This window comes from Stenotrophomonas sp. YJH_SMC_101-4 (assembly GCF_059370395.1).
In genome coordinates, this window is sequence record NZ_JCAFTP010000001.1 from 959,423 (window position 1) to 978,080 (window position 18,658).

An 18,658-nucleotide genomic window follows, 5' to 3' on the forward strand; every position below is an offset into this window, starting at 1 on the left:
CCCTCAGGGTGAACATGTGTCCACCCTGGAAGCCGATCAGCTCAATTCGGTCGTGCGGATCGATCTCGATCATGCTGCAAGCTCATCCTTGTCGGGGGAGCCAGCAGGGAGGCAAGAGCCGAGCCGGCGCCTCAGCCATTGCCATGCGGAGCCGACGAAGGCCCAGACTCAGCGGATACGTTATTTCGCATAATGTATAGACCGTGGACTTATCAAAGCCCATGACCGCTGCCTGAGCCTTGTGGGGCAGGGCAAAACCTACCGCAAGGCAGAGCGCCATTGCGGTGGCTGCGAGCTTCCGCCAGACGGCTTTCTCCTCGCGACTGATCGCGCGCGCCTCGCCAATAACGCCGAGCACCCGGGCCAATGGAACACCGGTCAAGCCCGCCAAAGTTGCGCAAACCACGGCGTCTGGATGAGAAACACCCTTCCGATAGTTGCTAATCGCGGACGGCCGAACGCCGAGACGCGGCGCTAAGTCCTTGTCGTAGCTCACTCCGCACGCCTCTTTCGCTTGGTCGAGCAGCGAGTTGACGTCCATATGATCCAAGACCCTTGATTTTTGGAATTCAAGGGTATTGAATCACGTCCGCGATTCAAGGACCTTGGATTGCACCCGCCACCGGCACCCCAAGGCCGCTGGCGGGTTCTCTTGGGGCTTGGGGTAGGGGACAGGGATGATCAATCCGCTCATTACCTTCGTGCTGCTGGCCGCCATCGTGGCCGTGTCCATTGGCGGCGCTCGCATCGTTTCGTGGTTGCTCGACCGGCGTGAGTACACCGCCGCGCAGCAGCTGCGCGAAGCCCAGGTCATCGCACTCGCGCGGGCCGAGATTGCGGCCACGAAGTGCGGTGATCTGCTCGCTGCCGCTGAGCTGGCCGAAGCCCAGGATCGAGTCGCATGAGCATCCATACCTTTGCCGCCGAACTTGCGGAGGCCGATATGGGCCTTTTCGCATGCGCTGTGCTGATTGTCGCTTGCCTCGGCAGCGCAATAGCTTCAATCGTGATTGAGCAGTCATGGCTTGCGATCCGTCGCCTGTGGAAGCTCTGGAAGGGCCGCGCCAATGGTCGGTGATCGCGCGGTGCTGGCCGGGTCGGGACTCCCCTCGTCTAACAGGGGAGTCAGTGAATTCAGGAACGCCGATGGAACCCTGACGGTCGGCATTGACTGGTTTTCCGCTTCCATCGATCTGCGCGCAGCGCTGGACGAGGTCGCGTTCCGTGATGGCGATAGCTTCGAAGAGGTCCGCCAGTGGATCGAGTTCTCCCCGGAAAACGCACGTATTGCGGCCCTGCAGGTGTTCTGCTGGTTCTTCGCAGGGCTGGGCCTCGAACTGGACGAAGCAGCAGGCGGCGGTCGCTTTTACACGTGGCGAATCAAGATCATCGACGCGGCCAAGAAGTTCGTCGGCATGATCGAACTGGGCGGCGAAGAGTGCCGCCGCGCCGATGGGACTTATACCGCACGCATCGAGCTAACCGGTGATGGATGCAAGGCGATAAGCGCAGCGCGCTGCGGCCATGCGCAGCGGTGGCTGGAGCTTCGAGCGAAGCTCGAAAGCTGCGCCGGAAGGATCACCCGTGTTGACGTGTGCGCCGATGACTTGGTGGGCGAATACCCATTGCGTCTGGCGGAGAAGTGGTACGCCGCTGGCGAGTTCGATAACCGTGGTCAGCGCCCGAAGGCGCAGCTGGTGGACGACTACGACAGCGGCGACGGCAAGACGTTCTATGTGGGCGGCAAGAAGTCGGAGAAGCAGCTGCGCGTCTACGAGAAGGGCAGGGAACAAGGCGACAAGAGTTCGCCGTGGGTGCGCTATGAGGCGCAGTTCCGCAACTCCAACCGCAAGGAACTGCCCCTCGACATTCTGCGTGATCCGGCCTCCTACCTACTCGGGGCCTATCCGGTGCTGTCCTTTCTGCGCTGTGTTGCCACGCGCATCGAAATCACGAAAGCCGCCGTTGAGGCGACGTGGAAGAGCGTACGCCGCCACATCCGCCGCCAGTACGGCGCAGCCCTCAATTTCATCGCCAAGAACTGCCCTGACGATCAGGCATTGCGGGCGGTAATCGAATCCTGCACTTCGCCATCGCTGCCGAAGTGGGTCACAGGTGACACAGCAGCGCACTGGCCCGAAATCGCGGCCGTACAGCAAACCTCAAAGGGGTAACTACATATGAGCATCAAGGTAACCGTCCTGAAAGCCGAAATCGAAGAGCGCGGCGGCACGTTCGAGGGCAACAAGGGTGAGCAGATCAGCTACACCACCCGCAAGCAGAAGGCACGCCTTGAATCGGATGGCTTCGCTTACCCGTATGACGTCCGCCTCCAGGACGGCCAGCCCGGCTACCCGCCCGGCGATTACGAGTTCGATGTCGAGTCCATGCTCCAGATCAACAAGGGCGTGGCCTCGCTGAGCAAGTTCACAGTGCTGCGCCCGCTGTCGAAGGCGCCCGTGCGTCCGGCTGCTCAGGCTTAAGCCATGGCCGTGTGCGTGTCTCTGACAGCTGAGGGGACGCTTGTACCCACCGGGGAGCCTGCATCGCAGTGTGGTGGGTACGTGCTTGTGTCGGCGGCAGAACACGCACAGGCCTCAATCCTCATCGATCTATTCCAGTGGCCCGAACCGGAAGTGGCCACTGGTTGGTTCTCGGGGGTGTTCACGCTGGTGCTCGCACTGAACGTGCTGGGCTACATCGTGGGCGCCGTCGTGAAGTCGGTCAGTACAGAGCGGGATTGACCACCCCATCTAACGCGCACAACGCGCACAACAAAGGAGCAGTGCAATGGACTTCGGCGACATTCTGACCGGCCTCGCAGCCGCCAGCGCAGTCAGCGCAATCATCAGCGCAGGTGCCATCAAGGCATCCCCGGGCTTCGCCCGCTGGGCGACCAACAAGGTCGCGACCTTCTTCCGCTGATCGCGGAAGAATCGTGACGGGGAGGGGCTGGGAAACCGGCCCCGATTCCTATGCAGACGCAGCCCGATGACGTCAACACCGACGAATACCAGGACGACTGGTGTCCCGAGTGCGGCGGTGATGACGTGATCGCGTTGGACGACGGCAACCTATGGTGCACGGAGTGCCGCGCTGTCATCGATTACTAGGGGCTGATGATGGATTTCAGTGGAGTTTTTCTCGGGCTGTCCGTTGCTCAGGCTGTCGCCGCGATCGTTGCAGCGGGGACGCTCATGGCGCTTCCGTGGTTTGGCCGTTGGTGCGTTGACAAGATCGCGGGCTTCTTTGAGGACCGGGAGGATCAGGACGCCGACGAGCATGCCGACGAAGAGGCGGGCGAGGTTGAAGAGGTCGTGTGCGCTGACACCGGCCATGACTATGACGGCGGAGAGTGTGTCTTCTGTGGCGCACCGGAAAGGGAGGAGTGACGATGCTTGTGTGCATGGTCTTTGCGTTCATCGGCGGCCTTGCTGGTCATGCGGTTGCCCTGGCATTCAATGAGGCCAGTCAGTGACGAGATTTCATGCCTTATGGGCCCTAGGCGCCTTTTTTCTTGCGCCTGCATTCAACGCAGATGCGGCAGATCAGGGCGAGGCGTACTCGCAGGCATACGCGTACGCATCGGCAAAGGCTGCTCTTGTTCCAACACGCGTGGCCTGCGTTCATCCCGAGCCAACAAATCGTTACTTCCGTGCGGGCTGGATCAACGCGGGTCAAAGCTGTAACGGAAGATCCGCCAACGAGTCCAAAGACTTCTATTGGGACGCGGCCTGTTCTGCCCGCCCCGAGGAAACGAGCTGGAAGGGTGATAAGTCTGGCATTGGCGCCGTGTGCCACAACGGCTGCAAGTACACGGATAGCCTCTATGCGGGGTCGCCAACCGGTCACCTCTATACACCATCTGGCGATACATGTCGTACTGACGAACTGGCCCCGCCTGAAATTGCCGATCCCGGCGAAGGTGGTGGGGACGGCGGCGGCACTGGCCCGGGGGACGGCGGAGGTGACGGTGGTGGAGATGGGGGTGGTGACGGCGGCGGGGACGGCGGTGGAGATGGGGGAGGCGGCACGGGGCCGGGAGACGGAGACGGCGATGGGGATGGGGATGGGGATTGCACCGATCCTGATGGCTGCGCTGGCCCCGGACCGGGTCCTGGAACAGGCGAAGGTGGTGACGGCGGTGCGCCGGGGCCTACGACAGGGCGCCTCTATAAGAAGTCCGGCAAGACGGTCCAACAGGTGATAGCGGAGTTCAAGACGGCTATTGAAGGTGCCCCGATCTTGTCGAAGGTCAAAGGCTTCTTCGGCAGCTGCACTGGCGGTGGCAGTTGTCCGACCGCAACATGGGACGGTGGGCAGTACGCGGGCAAGTTTGACCTGGCCTCGCTGTGCTCCGGCCCACTGCTACAGCTATTCCAGTACGCCGGATTTGTCTTCCTTGCGGGCATGGGCATCGTGGCGCTGAGGTGGGCACTGCTATGAAGCGCAATCATCTGATCGTGCTGGCAGCTGCGCTGCTTGTGCTCGTGCTGTCAGCTTCGTGGGCCTATGCCGATGGGGTAGGGCCGGTCACCGCCCTTACCACGTGGGCAAAGGAACAGATCACGTCGTTGTGGGCGGACTTCTCCGACTTCATGACGGATCTGCAGACCGACTTCATCGAGCTGGTGCTGTCGTTCGTCAAGGCCATCGTGTACCTGATTCCAGCACCTGATTTCCTGTCGCAGATCAGCTTCTGCGCAATGCTCAACGCTGCGGGGCCGTGGACCGCGTTCATCGTTGCCCAGTTGCGTGTCGGTGAGGCTATCGCGGTACTGACGGCTGCACTTGTATTCCGCCTTGTGCGGGTGTTCCTCACTCTCTTCCAGTGGACGTAACGAAATGATCTTCGGCCATGAAGGCTTGCCGCGCAGCGGCAAGAGCTACGAGGCGGTTCTGCATCACATCCTTCCTGCATTGCGGGCGAAGCGGCATGTCTACGTGCGCCTAAACGGGGTAGGGGAGAGCCTTGACAAGATCGCCGCCCACCTGGGCATGCCTGAAGAAGAGGTGCGCGAGCTGGTGCACGTGATGGGCGACAAGGAAGTGGTTGACTGGTGCGTATGCGACACAGACAACGATGGCGCCATTTCGTTCCCGCATATCGAGAAGCACGCCCTGATCGTGATCGATGAGGCGCACGAATACTGGCCTACCAATCGCGCCAACCTGCCCGAGCGCACTGCAAACTTCTTCGCCAAGCACGGCCATATCAGCTTGGACATGGTGATCATTTCGCAGGACTGCAAAGACCTGCATCGCTTGATCATCCGCCGCATGGCGAAGAAGAACACGTATACCAAGCTCGACGCGCTGGGGTCCGATCAGCGCTACTCGGTGAGGTTCTACGCTGCCACCGGCACCGGCAAATACGAAACCGTTGGCACCGAGGTGCGGAAGTATGATCCGGCCATATGGGAGCTGTACCACGGCGTGCAGCCTGGCATCGAGTCCAATGAGGTCTACAAGGGAAACACGCGCACTTTGTGGAAGACCCTGCGCGGCCCATCAATCGTAATGGGCCTCGCGCTTGTCATTGGCGTGGTGATGTTCCTGCGGTTCTTCTTCGCAGACGGTTCCACAGGCGAGGAGAGCAAGCTAAAGGAAGTTGTCAAGACGCAGAAGGCCGCAATTCCCGCGATAGCGCACGCGCCGGGTGCTCAGCCGGCCACGGTGGTCACAAAGGTCGAGACACCCAAGGCGAAGGAGAAGCTTCCTGCGGGCGTTCAGTACATTCTGGACATGGCGGCCAATGCCAGGGCGAGGCACGCCGGGTGGTACGGTCAGCGCGACATCGTGGAGTTTCGCGCGTCAGGCGGCGGGCAAGTGCTCGATCGATTCACCACTGAGCAGCTGTGGGCGCTGGGCTGGTCTGTGAAGCGAACCGAATTCGGCGTGTTACTGAGCGCTAAGGGGCACGAGATTATCGCCACGACTTGGCCCGTGGACCCGTTTGGCGAGCAGTCCGATGCTACGACCGCGCGCATAAAGGCTGCGGCGGGGTCGCCTGTGACGAGCGCGAGCGAGACACAGCCGACCACCGCCGCGGCGAACGGGAGCACCCTAATTGCGGTTGGGAAGCGCCCCATGGGCACGTTCCCAGAGACGCCGCCATATCCGGCGAGCTTCTGATTTTCGCAATGGGATACCATGCCCCCGAACCTTGGGGGCGAAATGGACATTCGATCAGGCCTAGTGCTGGCTCTACTGCTGCTGTGGGCACCTGCGCATGCGCAACAACTACGCTCGGCCACCGGTCCACAGCCACCGCCCAGGTACACGCCGCCAACACCGAAGGCGAGCAACCTTGGCGCTGAGCCGCTGAAATGCCAGCAACACCTTGATCCGCGCATCCGGCTCTATTGCGCGGAAATTGAGCGATCCCTGATACAGGGCGAGGCGCGTCGCCAAGGGTTACCAACGCCATCGAGCGAGATTGTTCGCATGCCAGCCTACGGGAGCGCCGAGGCAAAGCAGCTGGGCGCCGCCTGTATGGGGGGCACCGCAATGCGCCGCCTAAACAACGGCTGGGAACAGTTGCGAAATGCCAAGGGCGAATGGCTGCGCTGCCGCGAGCAATGAACCGGGGTGTAGGGGCAGCGCCCCTACGGAAGCGCTTCACACGCGCTCGCGGCGCCTCGGCCCCGGCGCCGGTAGGTCTGCTGCAGGTGGCTCGGCGTCAGGGCCAGCCATCACCACCGCCGAACGCTGTTTGCGCTGGCTCACAACGTCCCGCAGATTGACGACAGTGGCAGGATGATGGCGAATGCCGGAGTCGCGATTGCTCACATTTCTGGAACTGTCGATCGACGGCACAGAGCGTGCAGCTTCCATCATGCGGCGCCATTCCTGAGCTTGGCAGGCGGTGAGCGACAGCCAGGCCAGATCTTGCGGCTCCAGCTCGCGACCTTCGGGCGTGATCAGGCGATCACCGAGGAAAGAAAAACCGGCCCAAGGGCCGGTCAAGTCGATACGGTGGTGCGGGTCGAACTCAATCATGCCGCGATCTCATCCTTGGCCGGGGACTGAGGGCGCAGGCAAGAGCCGAGCCAGAGGCCCAGCCATTGCCACGCCGAGGACACGAACGCCGCCACAGCCCGATACATCATTTCGCATAATGTATATTATGTTCAAGGCATCCCCGGGGGGCGCTGGCGTACCGTTCGCCTCAATCACCTTGCCATGCCAAGCCAAGAAGCCAGCCTCCCCAGCGTGCCCTCGCGGCCTGGCAGCTACGGCTTCCTCCATCGTCCGATCAGAGTCTTGTGCATGACCCAGGCGATCCAGCCGCAGACCAAGCCAACCCCCGCGACAATGATCTCTTCCTCTTCAAAGGCGGGTCCATTCAGTCCTTGATAGGCAACGAAAGCCAACGCTCTCAATGACAGCAAGGCAAACAAAGCTGTAGGCGCCCAAAGCAGGACCTTCATCGTTCTCCCGCCTCCAATTGCATCGGCCGGTCACTTGCCATGACAGGAACGTGTTTCCGCCCGGCGTGACGCGTCACGTTAATGGTCTATGGCAGTCCGCTGCCGCAGGCCCTCCATCTCAACCTGGCGCCCCTTTCTGCACTAGCTCGAAAGCAGCCCCTTCACCAGAAGCGTGATCCGAGTCGCCGCATTGAGGTCGTACGCACCCAGATCCTTCGGTTCCACCCAGGCATGGGCATCAAACTCTTCGTTGATCGTAACGTCACGGTTCAGTGCTTCGCAGTCGAAGATCAGGTAGATCATGTGAATCTGCTCGCTGGAACCGTCCGGATAGAGCTTGGTGCGGATGTCGTCGCGGAAGGTCCATGGTTGAACGGCGCCGATCTGCAGCGCGTGCCCCAGCTCTTCGCGGATCTCCCGGCGCAGGCCTTCCTCGATGCGTTCGTCGGGCTCCAGCCCACCGCCGGACAGTGCCCATTGGCCCGGAAATGCACCACGATCCAACGGCATGCGGCACAGCAGATAGGCGCCCTGGTTCTGGATCAGCGGGCATACGATGACGCGTTGTCTCACAGGGTCTTCCTTGGATGTTGGGCAGATGCCGGAAGGATTGTATGAAACCCGGCGGCATCCCGATGGGTTGCAATTGATTTAGCGTGGCAGGTCACAACGAATCTGCGCGACGCGCCGGCTTCACACCCTGCCGCCACCCACTTCGCAATAGTGCGGGGGTCCTCGTTGTTCGAGTGGTACATGTCCCCTCCTCCTGCGCCCGCACATCGCCTGCCCCGGCGATGGCGCATTGCCATCTACATCCTGCTGGGCTTGTATGTTGCCTACATCCTGGCCGGCAATATCTTCCTCAACACGCCACTGTTCGACCAGGTCACCAATCGCAAGCCACACAAGTTCGTGATGACCACGGGCCCGGCCATCACCCTGCTGCCCGGCCACGTGATCGCCTGGAACGTGCACATGCGCGGCCACGTCAACCACACCGTCTACGTGCTGCATGCCGACCGGGCAATCGCCAGGCTGGCAGTCCTGCCGCTGTTCCAGCGCGAAGTGCGGGTTCCGCGCCTGCAGGCCACGGGCGTATCGGCCGAGATCAGCCGCGTTGACGAGGCCATTCCGCCGCCCCCGCGCAGCGACCAGGGCTGGACGCTGCGTTTCGATGCCATCCACAGCGACAGCATCCGCAGCGCCCGTTTCGGCAAGTTGCTGATCATCGGCAAGGGCCAGGGCACGGTCGGCTTCATCAAGCAGCTGCGCGGTGGCCCCTCGGAACTGCTCGATTCAACCGTCACGTTCAAGGGTGCGGACACCAGCTTCGATGGCGTGCAGGTGCTGGATGACATGAACCTTGCCGCACGCTTCAGCTATCCGCGTCATTACCGGGACCAGGCGCCGGGGCTCGCCAAACTGAAGATCCTGCATGCCCAGCTGGACGTTGATGCACGCAGCCAGGGACTGCGCATGGATACGGATGTCACAAAGCCGAAGATCTCCAGCGCGCCCGTGCCCGGCCGCCTGCAGCTGGCGCTGCACCTGATCGACGGCCAACTGCAGCCCAGGGACCACGCGCTGTGGCAGGTGCCGCTCTACCTGGGTGACGGCGCCCCCGATCGCGGCGTGCTGGCCCTGCAGCTCAACGTGGCCAACGACCTGCGCCTGCAGGCCCGCCTGCCGCCAAAGCCCGGCTCAGGCAGCGAAGTGGACGCGGACCTGCACATCACAGGCCGTGATATCCCCTTCCAGGACCTCGCTCAGTTGTTGGAGCGCAGTTCCGGCACGGTGCGCGGCGAATGGACGTTCACCTCACTCAACTGGATCCCTGCCCTGTTCGTCCGCAAGCCGTGGCTGCAACTGGACGGCGGCGGCACACTGAAGGCCGACCTGCGGCTGCGCAACGGCGAGCTGAGCGAAGGCAGCACGGTGGACATTCCCTCTGCCGAAGCAGTTGCCGAGGTCGCCGGCGTCCGGCTTGCCGGTGCCGCCAGCGCGCACGGGGAACTGAAGTCAGGCGCTCCAAATCTGGCCCTGCTTGCCGTCCGCCTGCCCCGCTTCACCGCGCGTCCCACCGATGCCAAGGACGTTCGGCTGTTCGATGGTCGTGATCTGGCGCTGGATCTGACCGGCGACGGTCGCCTGCAGGAGCTGCGCAAGGGCGTGCGCGCGCACCTGAGCTTCAGCGAAGCCACCATTCCAGATCTGTCGGCCTACAACCGTTATCTCGGTTCAAAACAGGTGCGCCTGCTGCGCGGCACCGGCTCACTCAGCGGTGATGCCACCCTCGATACCGATGGCCGCGTTGGCCATGGCACGGCCCGGCTGTTGGGGCGCAACGCCAGTGCCAAGGTGGCGGGGCTGGACATGGGCGGCGACGTCGACGTGAACGCAACGCTGCGCCGTGGCGACTTCAACCAGCGCCACTTTGATCTGTCCGGCACCACGGTCGAGCTACGCAACGTGCAGGTGGCGGGTACGGAGCGCGCAACCGCCTGGAAAGGCCGCGCGGCCTTCAAACGTGGCCGTATCGATGCGCAGTCGCCATTCCAGGTGGATGCCACCACGGATCTGGATCTCAGCGATGCCCGTCCGTTGCTCGCGCTGTTCGCAGAGCGCACCGACTACCCACGCTGGACGCTGTCCCTCCTCGATTCCGGTCAGGTGCAGGCACAGGCGACGCTGCGCTGGCGCCCTGGCCATCTGGTCATCGATGGACTGCAGGCCGAGAATGATCGCCTGTCGGTACGCGCGCGGCTGGATCTTCTGGAACAGCGCAAACGCGGCGATCTCTACCTGCGCTGGGGACTGCTGGGTGCGGGCATCGAGCTGGACGGTGACCGGCGCCAATGGCATCTGTCCAAGGCACGTGAGTGGTTTGATCAACAGCCTTCCCTGCTGCCGGCAAGCCAGGGCACGAGCACCGCCGGCTCTTCAGACTGAGAAGGCCCGCAGCCTGCATCCATTCGCGGCCTCTGTGCGTATACGGGAACATGCGCATCAGGGAGCTGTACGGTATGAAGCGGAGTTCACAGATTTCCGGTCTTCTGGGATGGGTGACGATCACCTTCGCGGCGGCCGCCCTGGGCGCGTGGGCATCCACATCGGCGGCCACCTTCTACGCCACCCTTGCCCTCCCCGGGTGGGCACCACCGGCCAGCGTCTTTGGCCCGGTGTGGACGCTGCTTTACGCCATGATGGCGATTGCCGCGTGGCTGGCCTGGCGCGAACGTGGCTGGCGTGGGGCACGACCCGCGCTGGTGCTCTATCTGGTGCAGCTGGCCGTCAACGCACTGTGGAGCTGGCTCTTCTTCGGCTGGAGGCTGGGCGCGCTTGCCTTCGCCGACATTCTTGTATTGATTGTGCTGGTGTGCGCGACGATCGTCACGTTCGCGCGCACCCGCCCGATTGCGGGGGTGCTGCTGATTCCTTACCTGGCCTGGATTTCGTTCGCCTCGGCGCTCAACTTTGCGGTATGGCGAGCCAATCCCGGACTGCTGTGACAAGGTCGCCTGCCGCTCACGCCCGGGCAATGGCCTGCGGGCGCCAGGTCCGCAGCAGGGCCGGCTTGAATGCCTGCTGGCCGCAGCCGGTGGGGCACCGCACCACCCGTGCCGCAGTATGGCTGACCAGGCCCCGCCCTTCTTCCGCCTTGAAGATCGTCTCGCAGGACAGGCAACGGGCAACCAGCGAATACAGGTGCAGCAGCCGGCCACTGGCCGGGTCCTGCAGCGCATCCACATCCAGCAGTTCGAACTGGCAGCTGTCAGCCAGCATGCGGTACGGGGACAGGGGCGCGGGCTGCAGGTTCACGGGGCGGTCGCTCAGGGAAGTGGATCCACTCTAGGCAATGACCTGTCGAGCTGATGTGCAGCGGAGATGTATTCTTCGCGAAAACTGCAAGTGCTCGACCTCGTCCCCACATGAAGAATTCAGCTTGGACAGAAGCACGCTTCACACGCATACACTGGTAGGCGAATGCATGATTTTGCTTCACCATTGAGGGGTACCGGATGTACCACTGGGCCTTTCCAGCCATCCACGAATGATGAGTCCCGCCCTTGATGCCTTCTGCTGAGTCCGCGCACGACACTGCCTTGTCCAGTTGCGCGCGCGAACCGATCCACACCCCCGGCGCGATCCAGCCCTATGGTGTGCTCCTGGTCGTTGAGCCGCAGTCCCTGCAGGTGCGCGAGCGCGCCATCAGCCATCCCGGCCTGCTGCAGCAGTTCGGCGAACCGTTGACGCAGCATGTCAGCGAGGTGTTTGGCGGCGTGCTGGCGCCGTTCCAGGGCCTGTTCCAGCAGGCCGTGATCGGCAGCAGTGCCCATGTCGGCGCCGTGCATCTGGATGGCCACGGCCGGCATCAGTTGCTGGTGCACCGTTCCGCCAACGATCTGCTGGTCGAACTGGAAGCACCGGTTCCCGGCCAACCGGGCTCGCTGGAAGAACTGTATCCGGCCATCCGCGAGCTGATGACCGGCATTGAATCGGCGGCGACCGTGGAAGACCTGTGCAGGCTTGCGGCCGCGCACATGCGGCGGCTCACCGGCTTTGACCGCACCCTGGTCTATCAGTTCGATGCCGGCTGGAACGGCATCGTGGTGGCTGAGGATGGCAACGGCCTGTTGCCGTCCTACCTGGACCTGCGCTTCCCTGAGTCGGACATTCCCGCGCAGGCCCGCGAACTGTATCGGCGCAACCGGGTCCGCCTGATTGCGGACAACAACTACACCCCTGCCCCGCTGATGCGGGCCGAGGACCATCGCGACGCGCCGCCCACCGACCTGAGCCTGGCCGTGCTGCGCAGCGTCTCGCCGGTACACCTGCACTACATGCGCAACATGGGAACCGGTGCGTCGATGTCGGTATCGTTGGTGCATGAAGGCCGGCTGTGGGGCCTGGTGTCCTGTCACACCGTGCAGCCGCGCCGCCTGCCGTACCACGTGCGTACTGCCTGCGAGTTCATGGGCCAGATCCTGTCGCTGCAGATTGCGTTGAAGGAGCGTGCGCGTGCGATCGAAGAGCGCGTGGCCCGGCGTTCTGTGCTGGTCAAGCTGCTGGCACGCATGGCCGGTGATGAGGACTTCATGGCCGCACTGCGCGACGACGAGGCCAGCCTGCTTTCGCTGACTGGCGCGGCCGGCGCGGTGATCGTGCACAAGGGCGATTGCCTGCGTGTCGGCCAGTGCCCTTCTGCCAGCGACGTGCTGGCCCTGGCGAATTGGCTGGCCACGCAGCAGGCCGGCCAGGAAACCTACTGCACCGATCACCTGGCAGCCGACTGGTCGCCTGCCGCGCACCTGGCCGACGTCGCCAGCGGCCTGCTGGCGGTGTCCATTTCGCAGCTGCATGACAGTTACCTGATGTGGTTCCGCCCGGAAGTGGTGCGCACCGTGCGCTGGGGTGGCGATCCCCGCAAGGAAGCAGCACCGGGCGTGGCGCTGTCCCCGCGCAACTCGTTCGAGGCCTGGAAGGAGACCGTGCAGCAGCGCAGTCTGCCGTGGAGCGACGCTGACTGCGACGCGGCACACGAGATGCGCACGGCCATCGTCGATATCGTGTTGCGCAAGGCCGAGGAAATGGCCGAACTGAACGAGCAGCTGCTCCGCAGCAACAAGGAACTGGAAGCCTTCTCCTACTCGGTCAGCCACGACCTGCGCGCTCCGTTCCGTCACATTGTCGGCTATTCGGAACTGCTGGGCAGCTCGGCGGGCGAGCGCCTGAACGATACCGAGCGCCGCTTCCTGGACACGATCGTGGAATCGGCCAAGTCCGCCGGAACACTGGTGGATGACCTGCTCAGCTTCTCGCAGATGGGGCGCTCCACCCTGGGGCGTGTGCGGATGGACATGACCGCGCTGGCCGAGGATGTGCGCCGGAGCCTGGCCCTGGACTACGCCGGCCGCGACGTACAGTGGACGCTCGCACCGCTGCCGGAGGTCGAAGCCGATCCGACGATGCTGCGCCTGGTCTGGCAGAACCTGCTGGCCAACGCGATCAAGTTCACCCGCGAGCGCGACCAAGCTGTTATCGAGGTTGGTCACGAACGCAGCGACGACGAAGACCACTTCTTCGTGCGCGACAACGGCTGCGGCTTCGACATGCGCTACGTGGACAAGCTGTTCGGCGTGTTCCAACGCCTGCATCACGTCGAAGAGTTCGAAGGCACGGGCATCGGCCTGGCCAATGTACGCCGCATCATCAGCCGCCATGGCGGCCGTACCTGGGCCGAGGGCGAGCCCGGCAAGGGCGCCACCATTCACTTCACCCTACCCCGTTCCACAGGAGATCACCCATGAGGGACCTGCGGCCGATCCTCCTGGTTGAGGACAGCCCCAAGGATGCAGAGCTGACTCTGGCCGCATTGTCGCGCTGCCAGTTGCTGAACGATGTCATCCATGTACGCGACGGCGCCGAAGCGCTGGACTACCTGCGCTGCGAAGGCAAGTTTGCCGGCGCCATGCACGGCGGCCCGGTGGTGGTGCTGCTGGACCTGAAGCTGCCCAAGGTCAACGGCCTGGAGGTGCTGGAACAGGTGCGTAGCGACCCGGATCTGAGCAGCACGCCGGTGGTGATGCTGACCTCTTCGCGTGAAGAGCAGGACCTGGTTCGCAGTTACGAACTGGGCGTCAACGCATTCGTGGTCAAGCCGGTCGACTTCAAGGAGTTCTTCGACGCCATCCAGGGGCTGGGCATGTTCTGGGGCATCACCAACCAGCCGCCGCCGCATCGGCCCAACGGCTCGGGGCAGCACAATGCGTGATGGATCGCGCCGCAGCGAGCGCCTGCGCATCCTCATGCTGGAGGACAGCGCGCTTGATGCGGAGCTGATCAGCGCACAGTTGCAGCGCGCCGGCCTCGACTTCGAGGCCGAGCGCCTGTGGACCCGCAATGCGTTCATCGAGGCCATCGACAACCGTGCGTTTGACGTGATCCTCGCCGATCATGTCCTGCCAGGCTTCGATGGTGACGCAGCACTTGCCCTGGCACGCGAACGCGTGCCGCAGACGCCTTTCATCTTTGTTTCCGGCACGCTGACCGAGGAACTGGCGGTACAGGCACTCACGCGCGGTGCGCGCGACTACGTGGTGAAGCAACGCCTGCAACGCTTGCCCGATGCGATCCGCCGCGCCCGCCAGGAGGCGCACGAGCGTACCCAGCTGGCCAATGCGCAGGCCGCGCTGAACGAAAGCCAGGCCCAGCTGCAGCAGGTAACCGATGCCGTCCCGGCGCTGATCGCCCAGTTGGACAAGGACCATCGCTACCGGTTTGCCAACAAGGCGTTCCTGGACTGGCACGGATTCAGCCTTGCAGAACTGTTGGGTCGCGCGGCACGGGATGTCAGCGGGACTTCTGCCTTCGAGCACGCCCTGCCCAGCCTGGAGCGGGTATTGCGGGGCGAACGCACCAGCTTCCAGGTCGAACTGATCCACCGCAGCGGCGAATCACGGTTCGTGCAGATGGACTGCGTGCCTGAGCAAGCCGCCGATGGCAGCGTGGTCGGCTACATCTGCATGGGCAGCGATGTTTCACTGTTGAAGAAGGCCGAACTGGCGCTGCGCGAGGACAACCAGGTACTCGAACGACAGGTGCAGGCGCGCACCACCGAACTGAGGGCCAGCAAGCGGCGCCTGCAGGCGATCTTCGAATCCAGCTTCCAGCATCAGGTGCTGCTGGATCTGTCCGGACGCGTGGTTGATGCCAATGACGCGTCACTGGCCGCGGTGCTGGCAGACAAGGGGGACGTCATTGGCCAGCGCTTTGGCGAATCGATCTGGTTCGGCACAACCGATGGCATCGGCGCGCTGATCGACCGGGCCGTCGCCGCAGCCGTACAGGGCCGGAGTTCGTTGCATGCACTGGAGCTGGAGCTCCCGACCGGCCGGCGCAGCTTCGATTTCTCGTTCCGTCCGCTGCTGGATACCGAAGGCGTGGTCACAGCCGTGGTTTCCGAGGCGGTGGAAACCACCGCGCGGCTGCAGGCTGAACATGCGCTGCGCCAGTCACAGAAGATCGAGGCGGTCGGCCAGCTCACCGGCGGCATCGCGCATGATTTCAACAACATCCTTACGGTCATTTCCGGCAACGTTGAGCACGCCATGCTGCTCAACGAGCGCGCAGGCGAACCCGGTGCGATGGTCAGCCGTGCGCTGGACAATGCGCTGAAGGGCGTGGGCCGTGCCGCCAGCCTGACCCAGCGCCTGCTGGCCTTTGCCCGACGCCAGCCGCTGCACAGCCAGGCCGCCAACCTCAACGAGCGCCTGCTGGACATGCACGACATGCTGCAGCGTGCGCTGGGCGAGCTGGTGCAGCTGGAGATCCGCAGCGCCCAGGACATCTGGTGCGTGGAGATCGACGTCAGCCAGCTGGAGGCCTCCGTACTGAACCTGGCGGTCAATGCCCGCGATGCGATGCCACATGGCGGCCGGCTGGTGATCGAGGTCGACAACAGCCACCTCGACCACGATTACGCCGCCTTGTTCCCGGATGCAACGCCGGGCGAGTACGTGATGCTGCGGGTGCGCGACAACGGCCACGGCATGGACGCGGCTACCCTGGCGCGCGTGTTCGAACCGTTCTTCACTACCAAGCAGGTCGGCCGCGGCACCGGGCTTGGTCTGTCGATGGTGCATGGCTTCGTCAAGCAGTCCGGCGGCCACGTGCTGATCGATTCGGTGGAAGGCGGCGGCACCAGTATCACCATGATGTTCCCGCGCTCACCGCTGGCCCTGCCCTGCGAAGCACGTGCGCCGCAGGCTGGCCTGGCCGGTTACGCGCCGCGCGAGGAAACCGTCCTGGTGGCCGAGGACAACGACGATGTGCGCGCGCACACGGTTGATTCACTGCGCCTGCTGGGCTACCGCGTACTGGAAGCGCATGACGGACCATCCGCGCTGAGGTTGCTGGAGCGGCCGGACACCAGGGTCGACCTGCTGTTCTCCGACGTGGTGATGCCCGGCATGTCGGGCTGGGAGCTGGTCCGAGAGGTCCGCGAGCGCTGGCCAGAAATTGCCGTGCTTTTCACATCGGGCTATCCACGCGACCACGAAGCGGTGGGCAGTCAGGGGCGGTTCCCAGCGCTGCTGCCGAAGCCGTTTACCCGCAGTGACCTTGCGCAGGCGGTACGCACCGCGCTGGACGCTGCCGCGCACTGAGCTCACGCGGCCGGATCACGCATGCCTGCCGCGATCCGGTTGATGTCCGCGCACTCCACCGTCGCAGGCGGATGCTCTCTTCCGGCCAGTGCGATCATCGCCTGGCCCACCGCCAGATTGCTGGTGACCAGTGAAGGGACGAGTGCGCCAGCCAGTTTCATCAACGGCGCGCCACCCCAGTACAAGGGCTTGAGCACCGCGTGGCGCGTGCCGGTTCCCGATACCGGCCGCACGCCGCCCGGGCGCAGCATCACGGTACGCACCGGCAGGGCCTGCAGTGCGACCTCGGTCTCGCCCTTGATCCTCAACGGCATCAGCCGGCTCCGAGGGTCCGCACCGGCACCGGATACATACAAAAAATACCCTTCGGGATTCGCAGCCGCCCAGGCACGGGCCACCGCCAATGTCGTGTCCAAGGTCACGCGCCGGTATTCGGCCTCAGTGGTGCCGACCGGTGGTGCGCCGGCGCAATAGAAGCAGGCATCGAACCCGGCCAGTTCTTCCAACCGCCCCTGCATACGCAGGAAGTCCGGAACGATCAGTTCGCTGCCGGCACCGCTCAGACTTCCCGGGTGGCGGACCAGCGCTGTCAGGCCGGACACATGTGGTGAGCGTTGGCAAGCCAACGCCACACCCTGCCCGACCAGGCCTGCGGCACCGGTCAACAGAATCCGTAATGCGCCCGTCCCGGCCATCGTCGCCCCCGCTAGAGTTTCACGAAACGCTGGATCTTCCGCGCCAGCCAGCCACTGAACACCAACGGTGCATCCAACGCGGACACGCAGATGCACGGCACCCCCGGCGCGGTCACCGGCTGGTGCTCCACGTCCTCATCCAGGTCCGCCACGTCGCCGGGCGCGAACAACCCCAGCGCATCGTTGTACGAGCCCCGCAGGATCTGGGTCAGCTCGCTGCGGCCGTGGCTGTGCATCGGCAGGCACTTGCCCGGGGCGATCTTCAGCATGATCAGCGAAGGCATCTGCTCTGCACGGATGCAGTGCACGCCCGGCGCCATCCAGCGCCAGCGCAGGCCGCTGAGCGACGCGCCGAAATACGGGTGAAGCGAAGCAGGAAGATGGTCCGGATCGGCTTCGGGCCGCTCTCTCGAAGCGGGCCGCGACGCCACTGCCACGGCAGGCGCGTCCGTCGCCAGCCGCATCAACATCGCGTCGCGCAACTGCTCGCGGCGTAGATCGCCCGTGGATGGCTGGGTCTGTTCCAGCAAGACCGATCCGATCGCCTCGGCCTCGCGGAGGCGCTGGCGACAGTGCGGGCACTGCTCCAGATGCGCGCCCGCCACGATGCTCAACGGCGCCGGAAGCGCGCCCGCGGCGTAGCTCATCAGCGTGGATTCGTGTAGATGGTGGTGCGGATTCACAGCGCACCTCCCACTTTCGACTGCAATTGCAGGAACGCACGCCGCAGGTGCGATTTCACCGTGCCCAGCGGCATGCCCAGTGCCTCGGCGATCTCGCTGTGGCTCTTGGCCTCGAAGTAGGACATGCGCACAAGCCGCGCCTGCACCGCAGGCAGCTCGTTGATGCGCTGGCGCAACCGGGCCTGGTCGGCGAACTGTTCGGCGCTGCTGCGCTCGACCACGTCCATCATCGCGGCGTGCTCCACCGCCACCTGCACCTGCATCCAGCTGCGCTCGCGGCGCACGCGGTCGATATGCAGGTTGCGGGCGATACGGTACAGCCAGGTGCTCAGCGCACCCTGCGCGGCATCATAGTCGGCCGCCCGCAGCCACAGGCGCAGCAGGCATTCCTGCGCCAACTCCTCGGCCACCGCGTCGGGTGCGCCCAGCCCGCGCAGATAGACGCACAGGCGCGGCATGAAATGGTCATAGATCCGCATGAAACAGTCGCGGTCGCGCAGCCGCGCGACACCGTCCATGTCACCGGCCCAGTTTTTCGGCTCGCTGCTGGGCTGCTGGGAGCTGGACACGGTGCGTGCGCTGTTGAAGTTGGCGAGGGTGCTGGCGGCGTCAGGGTACATCTGCGTTCGCGGCGGGCGGGTGAAGGTCTGTTCCCTGTACGGGCGGGAATGGCAATTGGATGC

The 18,658-nt window shown here is 64.1% G+C and carries 22 protein-coding genes; 14 read left to right on the forward strand and 8 right to left on the reverse strand.

Annotated elements, in window-relative coordinates; translation table 11 throughout:
• Positions 1–82: 82 nt before the first annotated feature.
• Positions 83–541, reverse strand: coding sequence for a DUF3693 domain-containing protein (locus AC5P8D_RS04395; RefSeq protein ID WP_495203110.1), 459 nt, complete (start codon positions 539–541; stop codon positions 83–85).
• A 136-nt stretch (positions 542–677) separates the two neighbouring features.
• Between AC5P8D_RS04395 and AC5P8D_RS04400 the strand changes: the two genes are divergently transcribed.
• From AC5P8D_RS04400 to AC5P8D_RS04440, 9 genes are all read left to right on the forward strand, one after another.
• On the forward strand, positions 678–905 hold the full coding sequence (locus AC5P8D_RS04400) for a hypothetical protein (RefSeq protein WP_495203111.1): 228 nt from the start codon (positions 678–680) through the stop codon (positions 903–905).
• Entirely contained in the window at positions 902–1,078 is a 177-nt protein-coding gene (locus AC5P8D_RS04405) for a hypothetical protein (RefSeq protein ID WP_495203112.1), read from the forward strand. The genes AC5P8D_RS04400 and AC5P8D_RS04405 overlap by 4 nt, the downstream gene beginning before the upstream one ends.
• Entirely contained in the window at positions 1,068–2,174 is a 1,107-nt protein-coding gene (locus tag AC5P8D_RS04410; RefSeq protein WP_495203113.1) for a replication initiation factor domain-containing protein, read from the forward strand. Before AC5P8D_RS04405 ends, AC5P8D_RS04410 begins: the two co-directional genes overlap by 11 nt.
• Before the next feature lie 6 nt (positions 2,175–2,180).
• Positions 2,181–2,483 (forward strand): single-stranded DNA-binding protein, encoded by a 303-nt coding sequence (locus AC5P8D_RS04415; protein ID WP_088375548.1) that lies wholly within the window; start codon positions 2,181–2,183, stop codon positions 2,481–2,483.
• Between the two features lie 307 nt (positions 2,484–2,790).
• On the forward strand, positions 2,791–2,925 hold the full coding sequence (locus AC5P8D_RS04420; protein ID WP_049396927.1) for a hypothetical protein: 135 nt from the start codon (positions 2,791–2,793) through the stop codon (positions 2,923–2,925).
• A 194-nt stretch (positions 2,926–3,119) separates the two neighbouring features.
• Positions 3,120–3,392: a hypothetical protein gene (locus AC5P8D_RS04425; protein ID WP_495203114.1), complete on the forward strand. Its 273-nt coding sequence runs from the start codon at positions 3,120–3,122 to the stop codon at positions 3,390–3,392.
• Positions 3,393–3,829: 437 nt separating this feature from the next.
• A complete protein-coding gene (locus tag AC5P8D_RS04430) occupies positions 3,830–4,207 on the forward strand; it encodes a hypothetical protein (protein ID WP_495203115.1) in 378 nt (125 codons plus the stop codon).
• 235 nt (positions 4,208–4,442) lie between these two features.
• On the forward strand, positions 4,443–4,841 hold the full coding sequence (locus AC5P8D_RS04435; protein ID WP_412703390.1) for a hypothetical protein: 399 nt from the start codon (positions 4,443–4,445) through the stop codon (positions 4,839–4,841).
• A gap of 4 nt (positions 4,842–4,845) precedes the next feature.
• Positions 4,846–6,135 (forward strand): zonular occludens toxin domain-containing protein, encoded by a 1,290-nt coding sequence (locus AC5P8D_RS04440; RefSeq protein WP_495203116.1) that lies wholly within the window; start codon positions 4,846–4,848, stop codon positions 6,133–6,135.
• A 486-nt stretch (positions 6,136–6,621) separates the two neighbouring features.
• On the opposite strand, the gene AC5P8D_RS04445 is transcribed toward AC5P8D_RS04440, so the two are convergent.
• The 3 genes from AC5P8D_RS04445 to nudI all read right to left on the reverse strand — a co-directional run bounded on the left by AC5P8D_RS04445 (position 6,622) and on the right by nudI (position 8,006).
• Positions 6,622–7,002, reverse strand: a complete 381-nt coding sequence (locus AC5P8D_RS04445; protein WP_495203117.1) for a DUF3653 domain-containing protein — start codon at positions 7,000–7,002, stop codon at positions 6,622–6,624.
• A gap of 233 nt (positions 7,003–7,235) precedes the next feature.
• Positions 7,236–7,433, reverse strand: a complete 198-nt coding sequence (locus tag AC5P8D_RS04450; protein WP_019337481.1) for a hypothetical protein — start codon at positions 7,431–7,433, stop codon at positions 7,236–7,238.
• Between the two features lie 141 nt (positions 7,434–7,574).
• Positions 7,575–8,006, reverse strand: a complete 432-nt coding sequence (nudI, locus tag AC5P8D_RS04455; RefSeq protein ID WP_010485768.1) for a nucleoside triphosphatase NudI — start codon at positions 8,004–8,006, stop codon at positions 7,575–7,577.
• A 180-nt stretch (positions 8,007–8,186) separates the two neighbouring features.
• Between nudI and AC5P8D_RS04460 the strand changes: the two genes are divergently transcribed.
• Together AC5P8D_RS04460 and AC5P8D_RS04465 are read left to right on the forward strand one after the other, a co-directional pair.
• Positions 8,187–10,382 (forward strand): AsmA family protein, encoded by a 2,196-nt coding sequence (locus AC5P8D_RS04460; protein WP_495203118.1) that lies wholly within the window; start codon positions 8,187–8,189, stop codon positions 10,380–10,382.
• 74 nt (positions 10,383–10,456) lie between these two features.
• Positions 10,457–10,942 (forward strand): TspO/MBR family protein, encoded by a 486-nt coding sequence (locus AC5P8D_RS04465; protein ID WP_071306127.1) that lies wholly within the window; start codon positions 10,457–10,459, stop codon positions 10,940–10,942.
• A 16-nt stretch (positions 10,943–10,958) separates the two neighbouring features.
• Here the strand turns inward: AC5P8D_RS04465 and AC5P8D_RS04470 are convergent, their stop codons facing one another.
• Positions 10,959–11,252 carry a hypothetical protein gene (locus AC5P8D_RS04470; protein WP_495203119.1) on the reverse strand — a complete coding sequence of 98 codons (294 nt, stop codon included), beginning with the start codon at positions 11,250–11,252 and terminating at the stop codon, positions 10,959–10,961.
• Positions 11,253–11,503: 251 nt separating this feature from the next.
• On the opposite strand from AC5P8D_RS04470, the gene AC5P8D_RS04475 reads away from it, so the two are divergent.
• The 3 genes from AC5P8D_RS04475 to AC5P8D_RS04485 are packed head-to-tail and all read left to right on the forward strand — an operon-like array spanning position 11,504 to position 16,597.
• Positions 11,504–13,741: an ATP-binding protein gene (locus AC5P8D_RS04475; protein WP_197601251.1), complete on the forward strand. Its 2,238-nt coding sequence runs from the start codon at positions 11,504–11,506 to the stop codon at positions 13,739–13,741.
• The gene (locus AC5P8D_RS04480) at positions 13,738–14,205 is read left to right on the forward strand and encodes a response regulator (RefSeq protein WP_010485778.1); all 468 of its coding nucleotides are present in this window, start codon (positions 13,738–13,740) and stop codon (positions 14,203–14,205) included. Before AC5P8D_RS04475 ends, AC5P8D_RS04480 begins: the two co-directional genes overlap by 4 nt.
• Positions 14,198–16,597: a hybrid sensor histidine kinase/response regulator gene (locus AC5P8D_RS04485; protein WP_053443004.1), complete on the forward strand. Its 2,400-nt coding sequence runs from the start codon at positions 14,198–14,200 to the stop codon at positions 16,595–16,597. The genes AC5P8D_RS04480 and AC5P8D_RS04485 overlap by 8 nt, the downstream gene beginning before the upstream one ends.
• Positions 16,598–16,599: 2 nt before the next feature.
• Here AC5P8D_RS04485 and AC5P8D_RS04490 read toward each other — a convergent pair whose 3' ends face one another.
• Genes AC5P8D_RS04490 through AC5P8D_RS04500 form a run of 3 tightly spaced genes read right to left on the reverse strand, consistent with a single transcriptional unit; the run spans position 16,600 to position 18,595 of the window.
• Entirely contained in the window at positions 16,600–17,292 is a 693-nt protein-coding gene (locus tag AC5P8D_RS04490; RefSeq protein ID WP_329764399.1) for a Rossmann-fold NAD(P)-binding domain-containing protein, read from the reverse strand.
• Between the two features lie 11 nt (positions 17,293–17,303).
• Positions 17,304–17,975 carry a ChrR family anti-sigma-E factor gene (locus AC5P8D_RS04495; protein ID WP_049436408.1) on the reverse strand — a complete coding sequence of 224 codons (672 nt, stop codon included), beginning with the start codon at positions 17,973–17,975 and terminating at the stop codon, positions 17,304–17,306.
• On the reverse strand, positions 17,972–18,595 hold the full coding sequence (locus AC5P8D_RS04500; protein WP_054171738.1) for a sigma-70 family RNA polymerase sigma factor: 624 nt from the start codon (positions 18,593–18,595) through the stop codon (positions 17,972–17,974). Before AC5P8D_RS04500 ends, AC5P8D_RS04495 begins: the two co-directional genes overlap by 4 nt.
• Between the last annotated feature and the right edge of the window lie 63 nt (positions 18,596–18,658).